Genomic DNA, 20,521 nt, shown 5'->3' with positions numbered 1-20,521 from the left:
AATGAATTTTTCTATTGAGGCTCATTCATAAACTGCGCTACTCTGTCCGCTTTGCGGATTGAAAAGGAATATCCAGTTATGAAAATACAAGCTGCCGTCTCTCGTGGACCATCTACCGACTTCTCACTAGAAGATGTTAATCTCGACGAGCCTCGTGCCGATGAAGTGTTAGTGAGGATTGTTGGTGTAGGCATTTGTCATTCAGATATCGCTGCGCGTGACCAGCATATACCGGTTTCCATGCCTGCTGTACTGGGTCATGAAGGCGCGGGGATTGTTGAAAAGGTTGGTGAAGGTGTCACCGATCTGGAAGTAGGTGATCACGTTGTGCTGTCTTACATGTCGTGCGGAACGTGTGACAGGTGTGATGGCGGGATTCCAAGTTATTGTGCTGATCTGCCAGTCTTGAACTTTGTTCACTCCAGAGTCGATGGCAGCAGTCCTCTGAATAACGATAAGGAAGGTGAACTCACGCATTTCTTTGGCCAGTCATCTTTTGCGACTTATGCCATAGCTCATCGCGTGAACACCGTTAAAGTTCGTAAAGACGCACCGCTGGAAAAGCTGGGGCCGTTAGGCTGTGGGGTTCTTACCGGTGCGGGCAGTATCATGCGTGCCCTTAAATGTGAAGCGGGTAGCAGTCTTGCCATTATCGGTGGTGGTTCGCTAGGATTAAGTGCATTGTTGGGAGCGGTGGTTCAGGGGTGTGAGAAAATTGTTGTCGTTGAACCTGTGGCCGCGCGCCGAGATCTGGCGATGCAGTTGGGAGCAACGCATGTGATTGATCCCTTCGCTGTTGAAGATCTGACAGCCGAGCTTCGCTTGGCCGTGCCTGAAGGGCTGAATTACGTTTTCGATAATACGTGTGTTGAATCGGCACTTTCTGCGGCATTGGGAGCATTGGCTCCGAAAGGCACCTTGGCGCTAGCGGGTGTCCCCAAACCTGAGAGTTCTACTTTTTCTCTGGATTTGTTCGGGATGGTGTTGGGTGGATTACGAGTGGTCGGAATTTCTGAGGGGGAGTCTGCACCTCAAGAGTTCATCCCAGCCATGATTGATTTGTTTATGGAAGGGCGTTTTCCCTTCGATAAGTTGCTGAGTTTCTATTCTCTGGATCAAATCAACGAAGCCGTTAAAGCTCATTATGATGGTGCAGCGGTGAAGGTGGTTTTGACACCCTGAATGATGGCAGACAGTTGCTGCAGTTGATGGACCCTGAACCTCTGCTCAGAGGCATTCTTGGTTACCCCGGATCCCTCCGGGGTAATGCGTTCAATAAACGGCTGAGAACACTTTGTAAAAACTTGATGTGTCTTGAATGTCGATAGCCAAGTGAAGTTTTCTGGATATATCACTGGCAGAGAAGATACCTCTAATTTTGTGTGGACCCCTGTCAATTACCAGGCAGTGCTGCTGTCCATTATTTTTCAGCGCAGTAATAACATGAGAGATGGGTACACGGGAAACCTCTTCAATATCTAAAGCGAGCAAGTCTTTTTTTGCTGTCATCAAATCTTTCACCAACAACTCCTGCCTGCTGTAGCCCTCCGATATTTTTTGCACGATCTTTCTGTCAATAAGGTCTTCGGCGCAGATAATACCCAGAAATTGATCGTCTCTGTTGACGACAAACTTTAACCTGACGTGAGACTTTAACATCAATTGTTTAGCCTCAATTGCGGGTGTAGAGTCTTCAATAACCAGCGGTTCAGTGTTGATAAAATCGGTAAAGAATTTCAGAGCAGGTGTATCCAGGGAAAATTCCTGTTTCTCTTCTGGCCAGGCCAGCTCGTCTACATTTGACGTTCTGTAAAAATTGAGTTTTTTCATCGCATATATTCCTGATTGTGAGCTATACGCTTTATTGGATTAACAATGTGCGAAGTGATGGTGCACATGCTGGCGACAACAATTTTGCTGCTACTAGCTTGCTATCCCGGGGGTGCTCGTATGCGATGGTGTGATGTGCAGTGGAATACGCGGGAAGGAAAAGCCTGGGAAGTGATCTCTTGACCAGGCCCCCAGAAGCTGGCGATAACATAACGGGTAAGACATGCGTCTAAGTTGTCAGCCTCGTCATATTTGTTGTCACTATCCTGATCGATAGAGACAATGACTGTCGTATCTTTAGTGTCTGTGAAAGATGAGAGCCCGCGATCACCGTTTGCGATAGCGGTGAGCAGGAGGCTGAGGCATAAAAGTATTTTCAGCATGACAATGCTTTTAGACCATGGGTTCTTTAAAAGGGAGTGAAGCCAGCACTTCGCAACTCCAGATATCTGTCTGCTTTTGATTGTTCAGTTTGGCCTGAATATTTCTGACCACACATTAATGGGCTGCAAACTGTATGACAGTGTGTCAAGAATAATGTTCGCTTGGTTCGATCTTTCTTTTCCTTCACTACGGCTACACAGCTTTACTGCTTGGCCGTAGCTTACAAAGGTGCGCTTCAGCAGTTTACAAATCTTTCACATACAAAAAGTCGTAGCCCAGCCATATAAACAGGCTGCACAGAACCAGCGTGATCAACATGGCAGGAGTTCCTTTTCTGAACCAGAGACCCGGCGTGATAGCCAGTGCCGGATTCTGTTTTTCTCGCGCCAGCCGTTCGGAGATAGTCACGATATAAACATTTGCCGTAGACCCGATATGCGAGCCATTGCCGCCCATTCCTACGCCCATTGCCAGAGCCCACCACATCACACTGACATTCACGCCTTCATGCTGCAAGCCAGCCAGTACCGGGATCATGGCTGCGGTAAAGGGAATATTATCAATCAGCGCTGAAAGAATGGCTGCAGCCCAGAGCAACAGTAGAGCAGCCATCATCGGGTGTTCTATGATGACGGGCTTAAACGCTTCGCCAACCAGCTCTAGCAAACCTGATTGTTCAACACCACCAATCACAATAAACAGGGAAATAAAGAACATTAAAAGGGGCGTTTCAAGAGATTGGGTAACCGCTTCCAGCTCCACTTTCCGGGACATGAATACCAGTAGTGTCAGAGATGCGGCTGAAACCAGCCAGGGTTCCCAGCCAATCTGATGGTGTACAACAAATAACACCACCATTACAGCCATGACAAATAATGACTTTTTCCATAAACGTTTGTTTTTATACTGAGCGACCATATCAAAGGTATGTTCGACTTTTGCACTCAATTCCTTGCTAAACAAAAACTTCATGCCGACAAGAATGCCGAGCCAGGCAAGTATCACGGGAGGGGCCATGTGCAGGAAGAAGGTATTAAAATCAATACCGGCAGCAGAGCCAATCATCAAATTTGGTGGGTCACCTACCAGTGTGGCAACACCTCCGGTATCGGAGAGGAGGGCAGCGGCCAGCAGATAGGGGATCGGGGATACACCCATGGTCTGACAGATCATGATAATCAGTGGTCCAAAAATAATCACGGTTGTCACGTTATCCAGTAGCAGTGAAATCACTGTGACGGCTGTACCAAGCAGGGCAATAAGCCGGAATTGGGAACCACCACTCAATTGCGCAAGATACTGGGCTAGGTGTTCAAATCCGCCAGTGCTGATCATGATTGAGACGATGACCATCATGATGGCGAGTAGAAATACCACATTCCAGTCGATTGCTTCCAGCGCCAGTTCGGGAGAATAGAACCCGTAAAATTGTCCTGCAACAATAATTGCGCCAGCGCCAGCCATGGCAAATTTAGCTCTTTCAATACCGTGAAAGTGCTCAGAAAAGATTCCGATAAAGGTCAGGCAGAGAATCAGCCCTGACACCATCATTCCATCAGTGAGTTCCATTAGCTTCAGGTTCCTAAGGTTTAGTTAAAGGTTAAGGTTTTAAAAAAAATGGATGTTCCAAAACGTGAAGATCGGTTGTGTTGAAAAGCGGGGTTTTGACCTGCTGCCAGTCTATTCAGAACCATGAATATGCCTGGACGAAATGGATTTCGTCGCCAGGATTTGGTAGGGCAGTTGGTATTTACAGCAGGGAGCACGCTATCAAACTCGGATTTGGCTAAAAAGGGTAGCAGTTCGGTCAGGGCGCGGATTCTAACATTATAAAATAAACTGTATATAATTATATTTTTATGTTAATAGTATTAACATAATTAAACTTGTCCAAAGTCAAAGAATGCAAACGGCTTTGCATGGTCTGCCAACCATGCCCAGGCGGATGGGAAATAGATATTTTCATTCGTGTGACTTACGGTTTTAACTGGAGACTTTAAGTCATACAGGCTGTTGTTGCCGGACCTGGGAAGGCGGCAGTCACATGTTACAATGCTGCGCCCGAAAGCCATTAGGTAGATTGAATGGAAAAGAGAACCGCTAGGCTCACCTTGCTTGTTGACCCTAAAAAAAAGGAGGTGTTTGAAAAGCTCTGCAACGCTGAGGATGTCACACCTTCACAGAAAATTCGTCAGTTTATGCGTGAGTATATTGAAGTGCAGATGGGCAGTAACTGGCGTGAAGAAGTCTTTTCGGAGAATGAGGACTGATCCTGTCTCACTAGATGCATGCCTTCCCTGGCATCAACCTATTTTCCTGTGTTTCCGGGTAGTTTTAAATGAATCAGTAGCCGCCCTTCTTGCCATAACCGGCAAATATGAAATCCCACTCTAGATCAATGGGTTGCCACCATTGGTCCACTCCGCTCTCCCTGTCGGTATGCCGGAAAAATCCCGCACGTGGTGGCGGGTCAATGTGGTAACTCAAGTGATACCGGCCAGCGCCATCCAGCTTTATGTTTTGAGCATAGTGTGGGCCATCGGACGCCGCCATTGGCATAAAGGTGCCCACCGTTTGCCAGTCGGAACCCTGCTTGCTAATGGTATAACTGATGGTCAGGTAAGGAATCCAGGCGCCCTCTGGAAAACCGTTGGGGTTATTTTTGAGTGCTTTGATATCCGCTTCCAGATGGATATCTGCTGGCCCCATGCCGGGTAGCATGGGATCCATGGTAACGGGCTGAATATACACCGCAGCGATTTCCATGCCGTTTCTCTCAACACTGCCGATTTCCACGTCACCGGCATGGGTTGTTATGGCTGCTGCGAGAGCAAAGGTGCCTACTAATTGTTTAATCACGGGTGTTCTCCTTTAGTCGTTGTCGAATTTGTTTCATATCGCTGTCGTCCTGAAAATTTCATTTTTTGGCATTAACCACCAAACAGTGCTGGCCACCAAGCGGCGGCAACAATCGAACTTCCGGCAATGCCGGGTATCAGTGGCAGCCAGCGATCACCCTTGTCGATATGCTGGTGCCCCAGAATTCTGTACCCGAGAAAGATGCTCCACAGTAAACTCATGGCAAACAGGGTTAGCTTGACCGAACTGATTCCGAAATGGGTTAGTCCCAGTAACTGCAGGGGTTGAAAAAGCTCTGCCCCCAGCCCTATTACCAGCGATACCAGTGCTACGGGGGTGTATTGATAGCCGAGTTCTATGGCGCTCTTTTTTAAGCTTGTTTCTTCAAAAAACGCCGTGTTTGCCGAGCGCCTTGATTGCACTCTGGACAACCATGCGCTCAGATAAGTGCTCGTCCATAGCATGGCTGCGAGGGTCAGCGCGCAGAAGCTCATAAACCCCACAATCATGATGAAATCGAGCCAGGTAAATACTTCACGACGTTCGGGATGAACACTCATCAGCCACCAGGGTCCTGAGTCGCCAATCCAGAGCAGGTTGTTATCGATAAACCAGCCAGCCACAGTCAGTCTCAGTTGTTGATACAGGTCTAGCGATAGCCACAGAAAACCGCCTAAAGCTGTGCCCGTGCCCAAAAATAGAAACCAGATTTCTGCCGGGTTCGGGTTGTGCTGGCGAATATTTTCTATTTCCAAACCGGGGCGTCTTGCCGCCAGCTTCAAGCCACCTTTTGCCTTTGGGTTCACGCAGCGGAAGCACTCAATACAGTGGCGTGATTCGTTTTTCTGGCTGATGTTAATTAACGTGGGGCAGATGCCTTTTTCGGTGTAGTTCGTACGGCCAGTTTTTGGCCGTTTTGGAATAAACTGGATAGCGCCGATACGCGAGAATACCCCGAGCAATAAACCTATCGGGCAGGCATGTCGACACCATGCGCGTTTCCGGTTGCCAAACAGAAAGCCAATGGCGATGGCGGCCATTAATGTGCCACCAAACACCAGGGCAACTGCCTCCGGGTGGTCGCGAACGCCTAACGTCTGTCCCAGTATGGTGACCAGCAAAAAGCTGACAATGGGGGTGCCTTCCCATCGCAGCCAGCGCGGTATTCTTATTCGAGGCCCATATTTGTTTGCCCATTCTGAAGCCGCACCCATCGGGCATAGCAGCCCACACCAGCTTCGACCTGAAAAAATAACGGATAACAGTGTCAAGGGGAACCAGACGCCCCACAGAATATAGCTGGCAAATTCTGTAAAGTGGCTGAGAGGTGTTGCCTGCGCGGAAGGCTCAGATAAAAATAGCGGTAGAAACAACAGGGCCAGGAAACCCAGAAACATAACCATGTGAACCAGAAATAACCGGTGCCTCTGGGTGACAAAAAAATGCTCAATTTTCTGTACCAGTGATTCTCCCGAATCTTCGTCGATCGGCACAACTGGAATGCGTCGGTTGTTTGGAAAGGGCTCTGGTCTGTTCAAAGTGTCGTCTTGTATTCAATGATCGGGTTTTTATTTGTTTCCAGGCGCCATTATTTCTCGAATAAATACAAATGATAATGATTTGCATCAAGTTATGATGCTATTGATTATTATTTCGCATGGTTGGCAGTCCTTTCCCTGACGGCAGTTTTTCAGCAGTTCGATTATTGTTCTATTGTGATAAAATGCCGCAACCCTACATTCATCCCATGAAGTCCTTTGCGCCACATGAACAACCCCAAATCTGCCCGTATTGCCGAAGAATCCGCTCACTATCAAGTAGTGGAGTCGTATCTTGACCAGATTCACGAAGAGCCCAAATACACTGCTGAAGAGCAGGCGCATTACAAGGCCCGAATTCTTGAGCTGTTGAAAGAAAAGGATGCGGTCATAGTGGCGCATTACTACACCGATCCCGAGATTCAGCAGTTGGCAGAAGAAAGCGGCGGATTTGTTTCCGATTCACTGGAAATGGCCCGCTTTGGGAAAAACCACCCGGCTTCAACATTGCTTGTTGCAGGGGTGAAATTTATGGGCGAAACAGCAAAGATCCTGACGCCGGAGAAAAGGGTGTTGATGCCAACTCTGGAGGCAACGTGCTCTTTGGATCTGGGTTGTCCTGCTGATGACTTCAGTACTTTTTGTGACCAGCATCCGGACCGTACCGTTGTGGTTTACGCTAATACTTCCGCCGCGGTCAAGGCGAGAGCGGACTGGGTGGTGACATCAAGTATTGCTCTGGATGTTGTGGATTATCTCGATTCGATGGGTGAGAAAGTGCTCTGGGCTCCCGATAAGTATCTGGGTAGTTACGTTCAGAAACAGACTGGCGCCGACATGCTGTTATGGGATGGCAGTTGCATCGTTCACGAAGAATTCAAATCGCGTGGCGTGGCGAGCCTGAAGAAGGTTTACCCGGATGCGGCAGTTCTGGTACACCCTGAATCACCTGAGGCTGTGGTTGATATCGCTGATGCGGTGGGCTCCACATCGCAACTTATTCATGCGGCCCAGACACTGCCCAACAAGCAGTTTATTGTGGCAACAGACAGCGGTATTTTTTATAAGATGCAGCAAATGGCTCCAGACAAGGAGCTGATTATTGCGCCGACAGCCGGTGAAGGTGCGACCTGTCGCAGCTGTGCCCACTGCCCCTGGATGGCGATGAATCATCTGGAGAATATGGTAGAGGTGCTTGAACAGGGCTCCAACGAAGTGCTGGTTGATCCAGCTGTAGGGCAGCAGGCGATGATTTCTCTGCAGCGAATGCTGGATTTTCGTGAACAGCAACTGGCTGAGGCGGGTTAACACTCACTGACGAGTATTATGACCGCTTTTTATAACTTTGCAGACTTGTCTTCGAGGTCTTTCAAATCCCTCAGACGCTGACTGATAATAGCGCTTTGCTTGTGATCCTGTTTTGCCAGTCGTGCGGCGTAACCAAGCTGTTCACGCGCCTGATCAAATACACCGATGAGAATAAAATATTCTGCCCGGGCCTGATGTACACCGGAAATGTTGCCCGCGAGTCCACGTACTTCTGCGAGCTGAAACCAGACATTCGGGTCGTTTGGCCTGTCCTTGCTGAGTCTCTCCAAAATAATCTCTGACTGATCATAACGATTTGCTCGCAGGTGATTCTCAGCCTGAGAAAAGAGCAAGGGGTAGTAGGTGGTGTGCGTGGGCAGCAACAGGTCGGCTTTTTTTATGGCCGTGTTCAGGTTGCCTGATTCTCGCTCAAGAGCAATATCTGCCATCAGATAGGCGAGCTTATCGGGTTCTTGCGCCAATAGCTGATCCACTGACTGTCTGGCTTCTGGGAACTGTGATGCCGCAATTTGAGCCAGAGCCAATCCGTATAACGATGCATCTTTGGACAGGCTGTGTCCTTCCAGCTCGCTCTGGAAGCGTTTTATGGACTGCGTGGGGTTGCGGTCCATCGCCAGAAAGGCGCGCGCCTGCATTAAATAATAATCGGCATTGTGGGGGTAATGTCTCACCGGATATTTATTGGCTCTGCCTCGCGCGTCGGCAACGCGATTTTCGGTCAGCGGGTGGGTTAGAAGAAATTCGGGTGGTTTGTGGCCCGTGTAGCGAGTGGCCTGAAGCATTTGCTCGAACATTTCAGGTACTGCCGCAGGGTTCATGCCCGAGGCGTGAATCGTGTCCATGCCAAAGCGATCTGCCTCCTGTTCGTTTTGGCGGCTGTATCTGAGCGCATTTTCAAGCGATGCTGCCTGAGTTGCGGTCATGGCCGCTATGCCAGCATCGCCGCCCACCGTGGCGGCGAGAACCAGACTGGCTAACAGGCCCGCCATTGTGAGTTTTGAGTTTTTGCGTTGCTCGTCTACGCGACGGGCAAAATGTCGCTGACTAAGGTGGGCAATTTCGTGAGCCAGCACTGAAGCCAGTTGATCTTCTGATTTGGCATAACTGAACAGTCCGGTGTGAACCCCGATAACGCCGCCCGGAACAGCGAAGGCATTCATGGTGCGATTGTTAATAAGCAATAGCTCCAGGCGGAAATCGTTCAGTTCACTATTGCTCGCCAGCTTGAATGTCAGTTGCTCAAGATAGTGAAGCAGTTCGGGATCGTTGTGCAGTGGCACACGGCTGCGATACATTCGCAGCCAGCTGCGACCCAGCTCGTATTCCTGCTGTTGTGAAATAATACCAGAGGTGCTGTCTCCCAGAGACGGCAGCTGGACGTCAGCCGACTGTACGTAGGCTGGGGAGGTTACGGCGAGAGCAAACAGGCAAAGCAGGGCCGACAGGCTCTTGGGTAATCGAAACAGCACGATATGTCTTTCATCTCCATTTAATCAGTGCCTGAGCATCAAATTGCTGACCACAGGCAACCAAAAGTATTTGGCAGTCTTTATGACCACAGTAATTGGTAAAGGTGCAGGTGCCATTATGCGTATTTTATCCTTGAAGGCCCAGCAGTCATTCCGTACTCTTGCCAATCGGTAATCTTATAACAAATGCGACGGTAAATAATGATGTGGCAAGTGCTCAGTAGCTGGGTAAATCGTTACCTGGGGGATGAAGAGGCAGTATTGCTGGCTTTACTGTTGATAGCCGCATCGCTGGCGGTGCTGGCACTGGGTGATGTACTAGCGCCATTTCTGGTTGCGCTGGTTGTTGCCTTTCTCTTGCAGGGAGGGGTGGCCAGGCTCTGCCGACGCAAGGTTCCCCGGCTTGCGGCGGTGATTATCATGTTTGCCCTCTGGGTAGGTGCCTTTTTTGCCATGCTGTTGTTTATTGTGCCTTTGGTGGGGCGACAGGCGTCAAATCTGGTGGCCCAGATACCCCGTATGTTGAGTCAGTGGCGCGATACCTTGTCGTTACTGCCGGAAAAGTACCCGGAATTTATTTCTGAGAAACAACTCAGCGAGCTGATCAGTTATGCGTCGGCGGAAGCCGGACAGTTTGCCGAGCGAGCGCTGTCATTTTCAGTCAGCTCGTTTCCCAATGTGGTGGCTATCATGGTTTATTCCATCCTGGTGCCACTGTTGATTTTCTTCATGCTCAAAGATAAGGATGAGCTATTGGCGCTGTTATCGTCATTACTGCCAAGCGAGCGACCGGTTATGCGTCGCATTGGCGTGGAGATGAACGAGCAAATGGCAAACTATGTGCGCGGCAAAGCCATCGAGATCGTGGTGGTGGGTGTGACTACTTATCTGGCCTTCATTGTTCTCGGTATTCAGTACGCGGCATTACTGGCTCTGCTTGTCGGTTTGTCAGTCGTTGTTCCCTATATTGGTGCGGCCGTGGTAACGGTGCCGGTTGCCATGGTGGGCTATTTTCAGTGGGGCTGGACGGCACCATTTTTCTGGCTGATGTTTGTTTACAGTGTTATTCAGGCGCTCGATGGCAATGTTCTCGTACCTCTGCTGTTTTCTGAAGCGGTCAATTTGCATCCCATTGCCATTATCCTTTCGGTGCTGGTATTTGGAGGCCTGTGGGGTTTTTGGGGGGTATTCTTTGCCATTCCTCTGGCAACTCTGGTTAAGGCGCTTTATAACGCCTGGCCGCGAACTGATGACCCGGTATCAATGTCTGAATAAACTCCTTTAATTTATCATCCGAAGTTTTCTATGAAAAAAGTAATAAGATTTCTGTGGTTGTTTGTTTTGCTGGCGGGTTGCGGCACACTGGATAACCGGCGCAGCTTTACTCCTGTTATTCCTGAAACCGATAATCGTGCATACCGTTTCCTGCAACTTGAAAACGATTTACAGGTATTGCTGATCAGTGATGCAGAAGCAGATAAAGCGGCGGCTGCATTATCGGTTTCGGTTGGTAGCGCACAGGACCCTGTGCAGCGAGCTGGGTTGGCGCACTTCCTTGAGCATATGCTGTTTCTCGGTACCGACCAGTTTCCCGACCCCGGGGAATATCAGGCCTATATCAGTGCCCATGGGGGCGCCCATAATGCCTACACGGCATACGAAGAAACTAACTATTTTTTTGATATAGACGTCGGCTACCTTGACGGTGCATTGCAGCGATTTTCCCGTTTTTTTGTCGCGCCGCTGTTTAATGAACAGTATGTCGAGCGTGAGAAGAATGCCGTTCACTCCGAGTATATGGCGAAAATCAAGGACGATTACCGGCGTCGACAGGATGCCCTTCGCGAGATTGTTAACTCCTCGCACCCGGCTTCCCAGTTCAGTGTTGGCAGTCTGGACACGTTGGCCGACCGCCCTGAACGCACCGTCCGGCAAGACTTGCTGGATTTCTATCAGCGACACTACTCTGCGAATCGAATGACACTTGCGGTTATTGCTCCCTTTGATCTTGAGCAGCTTGAAGCCATGGTGAGAGATCGATTTTCGCTGATTCCAAATCATGAAACGCAGTTGCCGGATCAGACACAGCCATTTTTCAAATCCGGACAACTGCCCTTGTTATTGACGGTTCGCCCTGAGCAAGAGCTGCGGGAGCTGGAGGTTATGTTTGAATTACCCTCTGTGAAAGCGCTCTATCGGCGGAAGCCTTTGACTTATATCGGCGATCTTGTTGGCCACGAGGGGGCGGGCAGTTTACTGGCTCGTTTAAAAGGTAAGGGCTGGGCGGAAGGCCTCTCGGCAGGGACAGATCTGGACGATCGCCGCAATAGTCTGTTTCGGGTTGGGGTTATGTTGACGGCAGAGGGAATGGAGCACTGGCCGGAAGTTCTCGGCATGTTGTTTGACGAGATAACCCTGATCAAGCAACAGGGTGTCAATGACTGGCGATATGCCGAACAGAGCGCTCTGGCGGCGATGCAGTTTCGGTTCCGTGAGAAAACATCGCCAACACATTATGTCAGTCGGATCGCCTCAAATATGCATGATTATCCGGTTGACGATTTTCTGCGTGGCCCCTACCGGATGGACCAGTTTGATCAGCAGCTAATCAGTAGCTTACTGAACCGGATGACACTGGAAAATGCGGTAGTTGTGCTCAGTGGTCCGCAGGTCAAAGTGGATCGGGTAACAGAGATGTATGACGTTCCTTTCAGTGTAAAACCCCTGCTGCCGGAGTTGTCCGGACTGAACAATGGTGTTAACGATTCAGGTCTTACACTCCCTGAGCCAAATCCGTATGTGCCGGAAAATTTCGATCTGTTAACTGCAAATGCCGAATCATCGGAGCAGCCGACTCTGGTTAAGAACGGGCATTCGTACCGGCTCTGGCACTATCGAAGCGGAGCTGGCAGCCCTTACCCCGTTCCCAAAGCACATCTGTATCTGTCCATCAAAACTCCGGCGGTGACCACCGTGGAAGGGGCAGCCTTAACCGATCTTTATTTAAGACTGGTACAGGAGAACCTCAATGAAACAGGCTATCAGGCAATGCTGGCGGGGCTGGCATATTCTGTCAGCCGAAGTGCTGACGGTTTTGAAGTGCTGGTTGGCGGGTTTGACGACAAATTGCCAGGCTTTGCCGCTGTTGTTTCCAAAGCTGTGGCCTGCGGCTGCTGGCAGCCGAACGATTTCGAACGCGTTCGCCTGGAGCTTATCCGCCAGTTGAATAACAGCAAAAAAGATCCGCCATATCGACAAGTGTGGAGCGAGGTGCCGCAAATATTGGAAACCACCAGCTTCCCCGTTGAAGACTTATTACGCGTGCTGGAGAGTGCCAATGAGGAGAGGCTTAAGCAGTTTGTTGATGGGGTGTACATTGGTGCAGCAGTTGAAGTATTTGTGGGTGGTAATGTTTCAGAATCGGAGGCATCACAAATTGCAGACCGGTTGTACGCCATTTTTCCGCGTACCGGAACGGTTGCCGATATTTACCCCCGTCCGGTTATCAAACTGAACGACAGCCGTCCGCTGTTTAGCCAGCTGGCACTGGATCACCCGGATAATGCTGTGATTCGTTACTACCAGGGACGTAACGACAGTATTACTGAAAGGGCTCGGATGCTTCTGATGAGGCAGATTATCAAGGCGCCGTTTTTTCACAGTTTACGAACAGAGCAGCAACTGGGTTACATTGTGGCGGCAGTTGATTCTACCTTTCAGCGGGTACCGGGTATGGCGTTGCTGGTTCAATCCCCTGTGGCGGATAGTCGTCAGCTGATCGTTGCCATTGACGAATTTCTGGTTGAATTCGAGCAACAGATAGCAGAACTGTCCGACAGTGAATTCGAGCAGCACCGCTCGGGTCTGCTGGCTATTCTTCAGGAGAAACCCAAAAACCTTGCAGAGCAATCGGCCCGTTTCTGGGGCAGTATCGATTTGCGTGACTGGCAGTTTGATTCAAGAGATAAGCTGATAGAGCAGGTCAAACAACTGAAGCCGGAGGATATTCGCCAATTTTATAAAGCCGTGCTTCTCAGCCAGAAGTTCAGCTTGCAAGTGATCACTGGAGACGAACCAGTGTCGATAAAATCTCTTGATAATGCGGGTCGATATCTGTTGCCAGCATACCCGGTAGCAGGTAGTGATGAGTAAGGCAGCCGGTTCCTGATGTTTTATTGCACCTGAGTATCCCGGATTTCTTCATGAGAGGTCTTATGTATCAGGGGCGACTGTCGTATACTTCGAGAGATAGGGTGCGATGCCTAACTGTTTCGCAAACTGACTATATAAAAAACTAACTGTATAAAAATCTAACCATTTTTGAAGAGACGTTAATGAATAACGACACAGATCCTGTTGAAACCCGGGAATGGCTGGAATCGCTTGATGCTGTACTGAAACATCAGGGAGAAGAGCGGGCCGCTTTTTTGATTCAGGAACTTATCGACAGGGCAACAGGTTTTGGTGTCCCTATGCCGGAAGCAGTCAGAACACCGTTTCGGAACACCATCCCCTCCAATCGTGAACGACGAATGCCGGGCGATCTGTTTATGGAGAGACAAATCCGTTCGCTGGTTCGCTGGAACGCATTGGCAATGGTGATGCGGGCTAACAAAAAACCGGAAGAAGGTATCGGTGGCCACATTGCGTCTTTTGCCTCGGCAGCCACGCTTTACGATGTCGGGTTTAACTATTTTTTTCGTGGCAACGAGGGTGAGCAGCTCGGTGACTTGATCTATTTTCAGGGCCATAGTGCCCCTGGAATCTATGCACGCTCGTATCTGGAAGGGCGCTTTGACGAACACCACCTGGACAATTACCGTCGCGAAGTTGATGGTGGCGGGCTGTCGTCCTATCCCCACCCCTGGTTAATGCCCGATTATTGGCAGTTCCCGACTGTTTCCATGGGGCTCGGCCCCATTCAGGCAATTTATCAGGCGCACGTGATGCGTTACCTGTCTGCGCGGGATTTATCTCCCCGGGGGGAACGTAAAGTGTGGGCCTTTCTCGGTGATGGCGAATGTGATGAGCCGGAAACGCTGGGCGCTATTTCCCTCGCCGGGCGCGAGGGGCTGGAAAATCTGATCTTCGTTATCAACTGTAACTTGCAGCGTTTGGATGGTCCGGTGCGCGGTAACGGTAAAATTATTCAGGAGCTGGAAGGCGTGTTTCGTGGCGCTGGCTGGAATGTGCTCAAGGTTGTCTGGGGACGGTTGTGGGACCCGCTTTTTGAACGCGATAAAACCGGCCTCTTGCAGAAGCGTATGGATGAAGTCTGTGACGGGGAATTCCAGAACTACAAACATAATGGTGGCGCGTACGTTCGGGAGCATTTTTTTGGCAAATATCCCGAGCTGCTGGAGCTGGTTGCTGACCTCAGTGACAATGACATCATGTACCTCAATCGTGGTGGGCACGACCCCTACAAGGTTTATGCGGCCTATGCCGAGGCGATGCAGCACAAAGGGCAGCCCACAGTGATTCTTGCGCATACGGTAAAAGGTTATGGCATGGGAGCTGATGGGGGTGAGGCTGCCAATGATACTCACTCCATTAAAAAACTGGATCTCGAGAGCCTGAAAACTTTCAGGGATCGTTTTGGTGTGCCTATACCAGATGACAAGCTTGAAGAAGTCCCTTATTACCGGCCACCTGCTGACAGTCCGGAAATGACCTATATGCGCCGTCGCAGGGAAGCCCTCAACGGCCCGGTACCGTCTCGCAATCCCGATTTTGAGGCGCTGCAAGCGCCTGATTTGAGTAGCTTCAGCAAATTGCTGGAAGGCAGCGGGGACCGCCAGATATCAACGACCATGGCCTTTGTGCGCCAGTTAAATGCACTGGTAAAAGATAAGACTATTGGCGAAAGAATTGTGCCGATCGTGCCGGACGAGGCGCGCACTTTTGGCATGGAAGGCATGTTCCGGCAACTGGGCATTTACTCCTCTGCAGGACAGCAGTATGTGCCACAGGATCATGACCAGATCATGTATTACAAAGAGGACAAGAAAGGCCAGATTCTGGAAGAGGGCATTAACGAAGCGGGCGCCATGTCTGCCTGGATGGCGCTGGCCACATCCTACAGCAACAACCGCTGCCCGATGATTCCTTTTTACATCTACTATTCCATGTTCGGTTTTCAGCGTATTGGTGATCTGGCCTGGGCTGCGGGCGACATGCAAGCTCGCGGATTTTTGGTGGGCGCTACGTCCGGCAGAACCACGCTGAATGGTGAGGGCTTACAGCACCAGGATGGTCACAGCCATATTCTGGCTAATACCATACCGAATTGCATCAGTTATGATCCGGCATACGGGTATGAGCTGGTTGTGATTATTCAGGATGGTATCAGGCGTATGTTTCAGGAAAAACAGAACTGCTTTTATTACCTTACCACCATGAACGAGAACTATGTTCAGCCGGCGATGCTGGAGGGTGTTGAAGACGGTATTATTAAAGGCATGTACCTGTTGGAAGAGAATGGCGCCGACGAGTCAAAAGCCAAAGTGCAATTGATGGGGGCTGGCGCGATCCTCAATGAAGTTCGCAAAGCGGCGGCAATACTTGACGAAAAATACAGCGTTAGCGCCGATATCTGGAGTCTTACTAGCGTTAATCAGCTGGCAAGGGATGGGCAGGCCGCAGACCGTTGGAATCGGTTGCACCCCACAGATGTACCCAGAGAAGCATATCTGACACAACAGTTAAAGGGTCGACAGGGGCCGGTTGTGGTAGCGACTGATTATATGAAAAGCTACAGCGAACAACTGCGGGCTTATGTTCCAGCCAGTTACCACGTGTTGGGCACTGACGGATTTGGTCGCAGTGACAGCCGTGAACAGTTGCGCTACTTCTTTGAAGTAAATGCCGATTTTATTGTGATCACCGCATTGAAAGCGCTGGCCGACGAAGGGCAGATTGAGGCTGCTGTTGTTGCCGGTGCTATTAGCGATTTCGGCATCAACCCTGAAAAAACCAACCCGCTAGAGAGTTAGAGGAGAGCCTCCAGAGTGTCGATTGAAATCATCCATGTGCCCGATTTGGGGGGCGCAGACAGTGTCGAGGTGATTGAGTTGTCGGTCAGCCCGGGAGAATCTGTTGAGCCGGAGCAATCACTTGTTGTTCTGGAATCGGATAAAGCGACAATGGATATTCCTTGCCCGAAAGCGGGTATCGTAAAAAATCTGCTGGTGAATGTCGGCGACAAAGTGAGCGAAGGCTCGGCGATTGTTGAGATTGAAACAGCTGCCGCAGACACCGAGATTGAGCCAGCAGTTGCCAACAGTAGCGAGGGCGATGTTGCCGATAACCTGAAACAGGAGGCAGACCCTGTTGCCGAAAAGCCCGTGACGACTGTTGACGTTAGTCTGGCAGAGCAAACTGTTCAAGTGCCCGATATTGGCACGGATCAGGCAGTGGAAGTGGTGGAAATATCGGTTTCAGTGGGTGATCAGATTGCGGAAGGTGATGCATTGCTGGTGCTTGAAACCGACAAGGCGACAATGGATATTCCTTCACCTTTTTCCGGTGAGGTCGTAAAGCTCCTGGTGGGGGAAGGCGATAAGATCAAACAGTCAGATGATATTGCCGTGCTGCGGGTTTCCGCACAGATTGCCGCCGATACAACGACGACGCTTGATACCCCTGCAACAGATACGCTGTCAGAACAGACGCCTGCTGCAGTGTCTGTTGCGGTAGCGGGTGATTCATCTGATGTTTCTGATACGCCGGAAGCCAGCGCTGGACTAATGCCTGGCGCAGATGTTTACGCAGGCCCGGCGGCACGTCAGTTGGCTCGCGAGCTGGAATTGGATTTACGTCGAGTCACAGGCACAGGTCCGCGGGGCAGAATTCTTAAAGAAGATCTTAATGAATATTTAAAAAATGCGGTTGCCATTGCTGAGTCAAATGGCGGATCTGGCTCCGGCATTCCCTCAGTACCCGATATCGATTTCAGCAAGTTTGGTGATACAGAGGTAGTCCCTCTTACCAAAATTCAGAAGCTTACCGCGGCGAATATGCAGCGTAGTTGGCTCAATGTTCCCCATGTTACCCAGTTTGACGATGCGGATATTACCGAGCTGGAATCGTTTCGAAAATCCCTCAAACAGGAAGCCGAAAGCCGCGATACAAAAATTACCCCGCTGCCATTCCTGATCAAGGCCTGCGCTCATACATTAAAGGCGCATCCGGAATTTAATCGCTCTATCAGTAGCGACGGTGAGCATTTTATTCAGAAGCACTACATTAATATCGGCATGGCAGTTGATACTCCCAAAGGACTGGTCGTGCCAGTTATCCGTCACGCTGCCGAAAAAGGTATCTGGCAAATCGCCGAAGAAGTTAACGCTCTGGCGCTAAAAGCCAAAGAGGGAAAGCTGACAGCAGCAGATATGCAAGGTGGCTGTTTCACTATTTCCAGCCTGGGTGCTATCGGCGGAAACGGTTTTACACCCATCGTGAATACCCCGGAAGTGGCTATTCTGGGGGTGTCCAAATCGCAAACAAAGCCGGTTTGGAATGGCGAAGAATTTGTGCCAAGGTTGATGCTACCTCTAGCGCTGTCCTACGACCACCGCGCAATAAACGGTGCGGATGGCGGCAGGTTTTTCACTTTCCTGATTGCACAGTTGGCAGATTTGCGGCGACTGGCGCTATAACAGCGATTTAGCTATGTGTAGCTAAACCCGGGCGTCACATGTTGTGAGCGTACGCTGTGCTTGATCGAATACAGGTATGACTTCACAGTATGGTTACGGCAAACAAAAAACCGCATCTTATGATGCGGTTTTTTGTTTGCGCGGGCATGTTGCCGCGTGTCAGCCATTTCCCTTCAGCAGGTTGATATCTGCCACAGTTAGCGCCGTGGTATTGAGTATGCCTCGCTCTGATACAGAAGGAATCATGATGTGAGCCGGTTTCGTGAGGCCACTTAAATAGGGGCCGATAAGCCGGGCATTGGTCAGTGATCGGATCAGGCCCAGCGCGATACTGGCGGTATCCATGTTTGGCATGATCAGCAAGTTGGCCGCACCAGTAATGTTGTTGTTGGCGTTGATGCTGTTACGCAGTGTTTCGTTCATGGCAGAGAGGGAGTGCATTTCTCCATCAATTTCCAGCTCGGGCAGTTCATGGCGCAAGCGTGCAGAAGCTCGTTTCATTTTGTGTGCTTGTGGATCGTCGTAGGTGCCGAAGTTTGAATGTGATAGCAGGGCGACCTTGGGTGTTATGCCAAAGCGTTTGACAAACTCGATAGCATTTTTGGTTGTTGCAACTATTCGGTCTTCTGAAGGATCAACATTGATAAATGGGTCCGCCAAAAACAAAGGGCCGCTTTCGAGCAAGAGAGCGCACACGGAAGATAAGTGCCTTTTGTCGTCCACGGGTCGCAAGATGCTGATCAGGTCCCGCAAGTGTTTGTCAAAGCGGCCAACCTTGCCACAGATAAGCCCGTCGGCATCGCCCAGGGCTACCATGGTTGCTGCAATAACGGTGCTGTTGGTGCGCATGATCGTTTTGGCGGCTTCAACGGAAACACCGGAGCGACCGACACAATCGTGGAAATGTTTCCAGTAGTTGTCATGGTGATCGCCTTCTTCAGGGTTCAGTACTTCGTAGTCGTCGCCCGCCTTCAGACGCAGGTTCATCTCGATTATTTTGTTTTCAATAGCTGTGGGGCGCCCAACCAGAATCGGTTTGGCAACCTGTTCATCAACGACCGCCTGAATGGCTCTCAGGACATCGTCATTTTCACCTTCAGCATAAACAATGCGAGCGGGATGCTTTTTCGCTTGCTCAATCACTGGTTGCATGAACAGTCGGCTGCGGCTGACGTAGGAGTGCAGTTTGGTGCGATAAGCAGCCAGATCATCGATAGGGCGGGTGGCCACGCCGCTTTCCATTGCCGCCTTGACGACGGCAAGAGGTATTTCTTCAATCAGGCGCGGGTCAAAGGGTTTAGGGATGAGGTATTCCGGGCCAAATTTCAGTTCTTCATCATCGTACGCCTGGGCTACCACTGTTGTGGCTTCGCGGTGAGTCAGATCCGCAATTGCCTTGACGCAGGCCTGTTTCATGGCGTCGTTGATGACGGTTGCGCCGCAGTCCAGTGCGCCGCGAAAAATAAAGGGGAAGCACAGTACGTTGTTAACCTGATTCGGGTAGTCCGAGCGTCCGGTGGCAATAATGGCATCAGGGCGTGCGGCCTTGACCTCTTCCGGCATGATTTCCGGCACAGGATTGGACATTGCCAAGATGATGGGTTTGTTGGCCATCTTTTTGACCATATCGCCGGTGAGGATGCCTGGCCCGGAAAGCCCCATGAACAGGTCGCTGTTTTCAATGGCGTCGTCCAGGGTGCGGTCAGTGGTATCGACGGCGTATTTTTCTTTCCACTGGTTCATGCCTTCCTGGCGGCCTGCGTAAATAACGCCGGTGCGATCGAGCATGCGAACGTTATCGCGAGTGAGGCCCATACTCACCAGCAAATCAACGCAGGCAATGCTGGCAGCTCCTGCTCCGGTAACGGTGAGCTTGATGTCGCCAATATTCTTGTTGACGATTCGCAGGGCGTTGTAGACAGCCGCTGCGGCAACGATAGCGGTACCGTGCTGGTCGTCGTGAAACACGGGAATGCTCATGCGTTCACGCAGCTTTTGCTCCACAATAAAGCATTCGGGGGCCTTGATGTCTTCCAGATTGATGCCGCCAAAGGTGGGTTCTAGTGAGGCGATAACTTCAACCAGTTTGTCCGGGTCTGTTTCGCTAATCTCAATATCAAACACATCAATATTGGCAAATTTCTTGAACAGCACGGCCTTGCCTTCCATAACCGGTTTGGAGGCAAGAGGCCCTATTGCGCCAAGTCCGAGTACGGCTGTACCGTTTGTGACTACGCCAACCAGGTTGCCGCGAGAGGTGACGCTGGCAGCGCTGTTGGGATCTTCCACAATAAGCTCACAGGCATAGGCAACACCGGGAGAGTAAGCCAGTGACAGATCCCGTTTATTGGCCAGCGGTTTGGTCGGGCGAATTTCCAGTTTGCCGGGTGTCGGATCTGTATGGTAGCGAAGTGCGCTCTCTTTAAATGAATCGGCCATGGTGTTTCCTGAG

Annotated in this window: 13 protein-coding genes; 7 read left to right on the top strand and 6 right to left on the bottom strand. The window is 50.4% G+C overall.

Features of this window, described 5'->3' with window-relative positions; all coding sequences use genetic code 11:
* The first annotated feature begins 78 nt into the window (after window positions 1-78).
* The gene (locus tag H7A02_13040) at window positions 79-1,182 is read left to right on the top strand and encodes an NAD(P)-dependent alcohol dehydrogenase (GenBank protein ID MCP5173184.1); all 1,104 of its coding nucleotides are present in this window, start codon (window positions 79-81) and stop codon (window positions 1,180-1,182) included.
* Window positions 1,183-1,272: 90 nt separating this feature from the next.
* Here H7A02_13040 and H7A02_13035 read toward each other — a convergent pair whose 3' ends face one another.
* Window positions 1,273-1,830 (bottom strand): CBS domain-containing protein, encoded by a 558-nt coding sequence (locus H7A02_13035; GenBank protein ID MCP5173183.1) that lies wholly within the window; start codon window positions 1,828-1,830, stop codon window positions 1,273-1,275.
* A gap of 627 nt (window positions 1,831-2,457) precedes the next feature.
* Window positions 2,458-3,765, bottom strand: a complete 1,308-nt coding sequence (locus H7A02_13030) for an arsenic transporter (GenBank protein MCP5173182.1) — start codon at window positions 3,763-3,765, stop codon at window positions 2,458-2,460.
* Window positions 3,766-4,298: 533 nt separating this feature from the next.
* On the opposite strand from H7A02_13030, the gene H7A02_13025 reads away from it, so the two are divergent.
* Window positions 4,299-4,484 carry a CopG family transcriptional regulator gene (locus tag H7A02_13025; protein ID MCP5173181.1) on the top strand — a complete coding sequence of 62 codons (186 nt, stop codon included), beginning with the start codon at window positions 4,299-4,301 and terminating at the stop codon, window positions 4,482-4,484.
* A 73-nt stretch (window positions 4,485-4,557) separates the two neighbouring features.
* Here the strand turns inward: H7A02_13025 and H7A02_13020 are convergent, their stop codons facing one another.
* Together H7A02_13020 and H7A02_13015 are read right to left on the bottom strand one after the other, a co-directional pair.
* Window positions 4,558-4,980 (bottom strand): iron transporter, encoded by a 423-nt coding sequence (locus H7A02_13020; GenBank protein MCP5173180.1) that lies wholly within the window; start codon window positions 4,978-4,980, stop codon window positions 4,558-4,560.
* 164 nt (window positions 4,981-5,144) lie between these two features.
* Complete coding sequence (locus tag H7A02_13015) at window positions 5,145-6,476, bottom strand: 4Fe-4S binding protein (GenBank protein ID MCP5173179.1); 1,332 nt, start codon at window positions 6,474-6,476, stop codon at window positions 5,145-5,147.
* A gap of 363 nt (window positions 6,477-6,839) precedes the next feature.
* Between H7A02_13015 and nadA the strand changes: the two genes are divergently transcribed.
* Window positions 6,840-7,919, top strand: a complete 1,080-nt coding sequence (nadA, locus tag H7A02_13010) for a quinolinate synthase NadA (GenBank protein MCP5173178.1) — start codon at window positions 6,840-6,842, stop codon at window positions 7,917-7,919.
* Window positions 7,920-7,948: 29 nt separating this feature from the next.
* On the opposite strand, the gene H7A02_13005 is transcribed toward nadA, so the two are convergent.
* Window positions 7,949-9,283 carry a M48 family metallopeptidase gene (locus tag H7A02_13005; protein ID MCP5173177.1) on the bottom strand — a complete coding sequence of 445 codons (1,335 nt, stop codon included), beginning with the start codon at window positions 9,281-9,283 and terminating at the stop codon, window positions 7,949-7,951.
* A 330-nt stretch (window positions 9,284-9,613) separates the two neighbouring features.
* Between H7A02_13005 and H7A02_13000 the strand changes: the two genes are divergently transcribed.
* From H7A02_13000 to H7A02_12985, 4 genes are all read left to right on the top strand, one after another.
* Complete coding sequence (locus H7A02_13000; protein MCP5173176.1) at window positions 9,614-10,684, top strand: AI-2E family transporter; 1,071 nt, start codon at window positions 9,614-9,616, stop codon at window positions 10,682-10,684.
* 30 nt (window positions 10,685-10,714) lie between these two features.
* Window positions 10,715-13,561 (top strand): insulinase family protein, encoded by a 2,847-nt coding sequence (locus tag H7A02_12995; GenBank protein MCP5173175.1) that lies wholly within the window; start codon window positions 10,715-10,717, stop codon window positions 13,559-13,561.
* Between the two features lie 182 nt (window positions 13,562-13,743).
* Entirely contained in the window at window positions 13,744-16,404 is a 2,661-nt protein-coding gene (gene aceE / locus H7A02_12990) for a pyruvate dehydrogenase (acetyl-transferring), homodimeric type (protein MCP5173174.1), read from the top strand.
* A 15-nt stretch (window positions 16,405-16,419) separates the two neighbouring features.
* Window positions 16,420-18,069, top strand: coding sequence for a dihydrolipoyllysine-residue acetyltransferase (locus H7A02_12985; GenBank protein ID MCP5173173.1), 1,650 nt, complete (start codon window positions 16,420-16,422; stop codon window positions 18,067-18,069).
* Window positions 18,070-18,228: 159 nt separating this feature from the next.
* Here the strand turns inward: H7A02_12985 and H7A02_12980 are convergent, their stop codons facing one another.
* Window positions 18,229-20,508: an NADP-dependent malic enzyme gene (locus tag H7A02_12980; protein MCP5173172.1), complete on the bottom strand. Its 2,280-nt coding sequence runs from the start codon at window positions 20,506-20,508 to the stop codon at window positions 18,229-18,231.
* Window positions 20,509-20,521 lie beyond the last annotated feature (13 nt).

The organism is Pseudomonadales bacterium, assembly GCA_024234435.1.
Lineage (GTDB): Bacteria > Pseudomonadota > Gammaproteobacteria > Pseudomonadales > Porticoccaceae > JACKOF01.
Note: the sequence above shows the minus strand (reverse complement) of the source record. Positions and strands in the feature narration are given on the sequence as shown.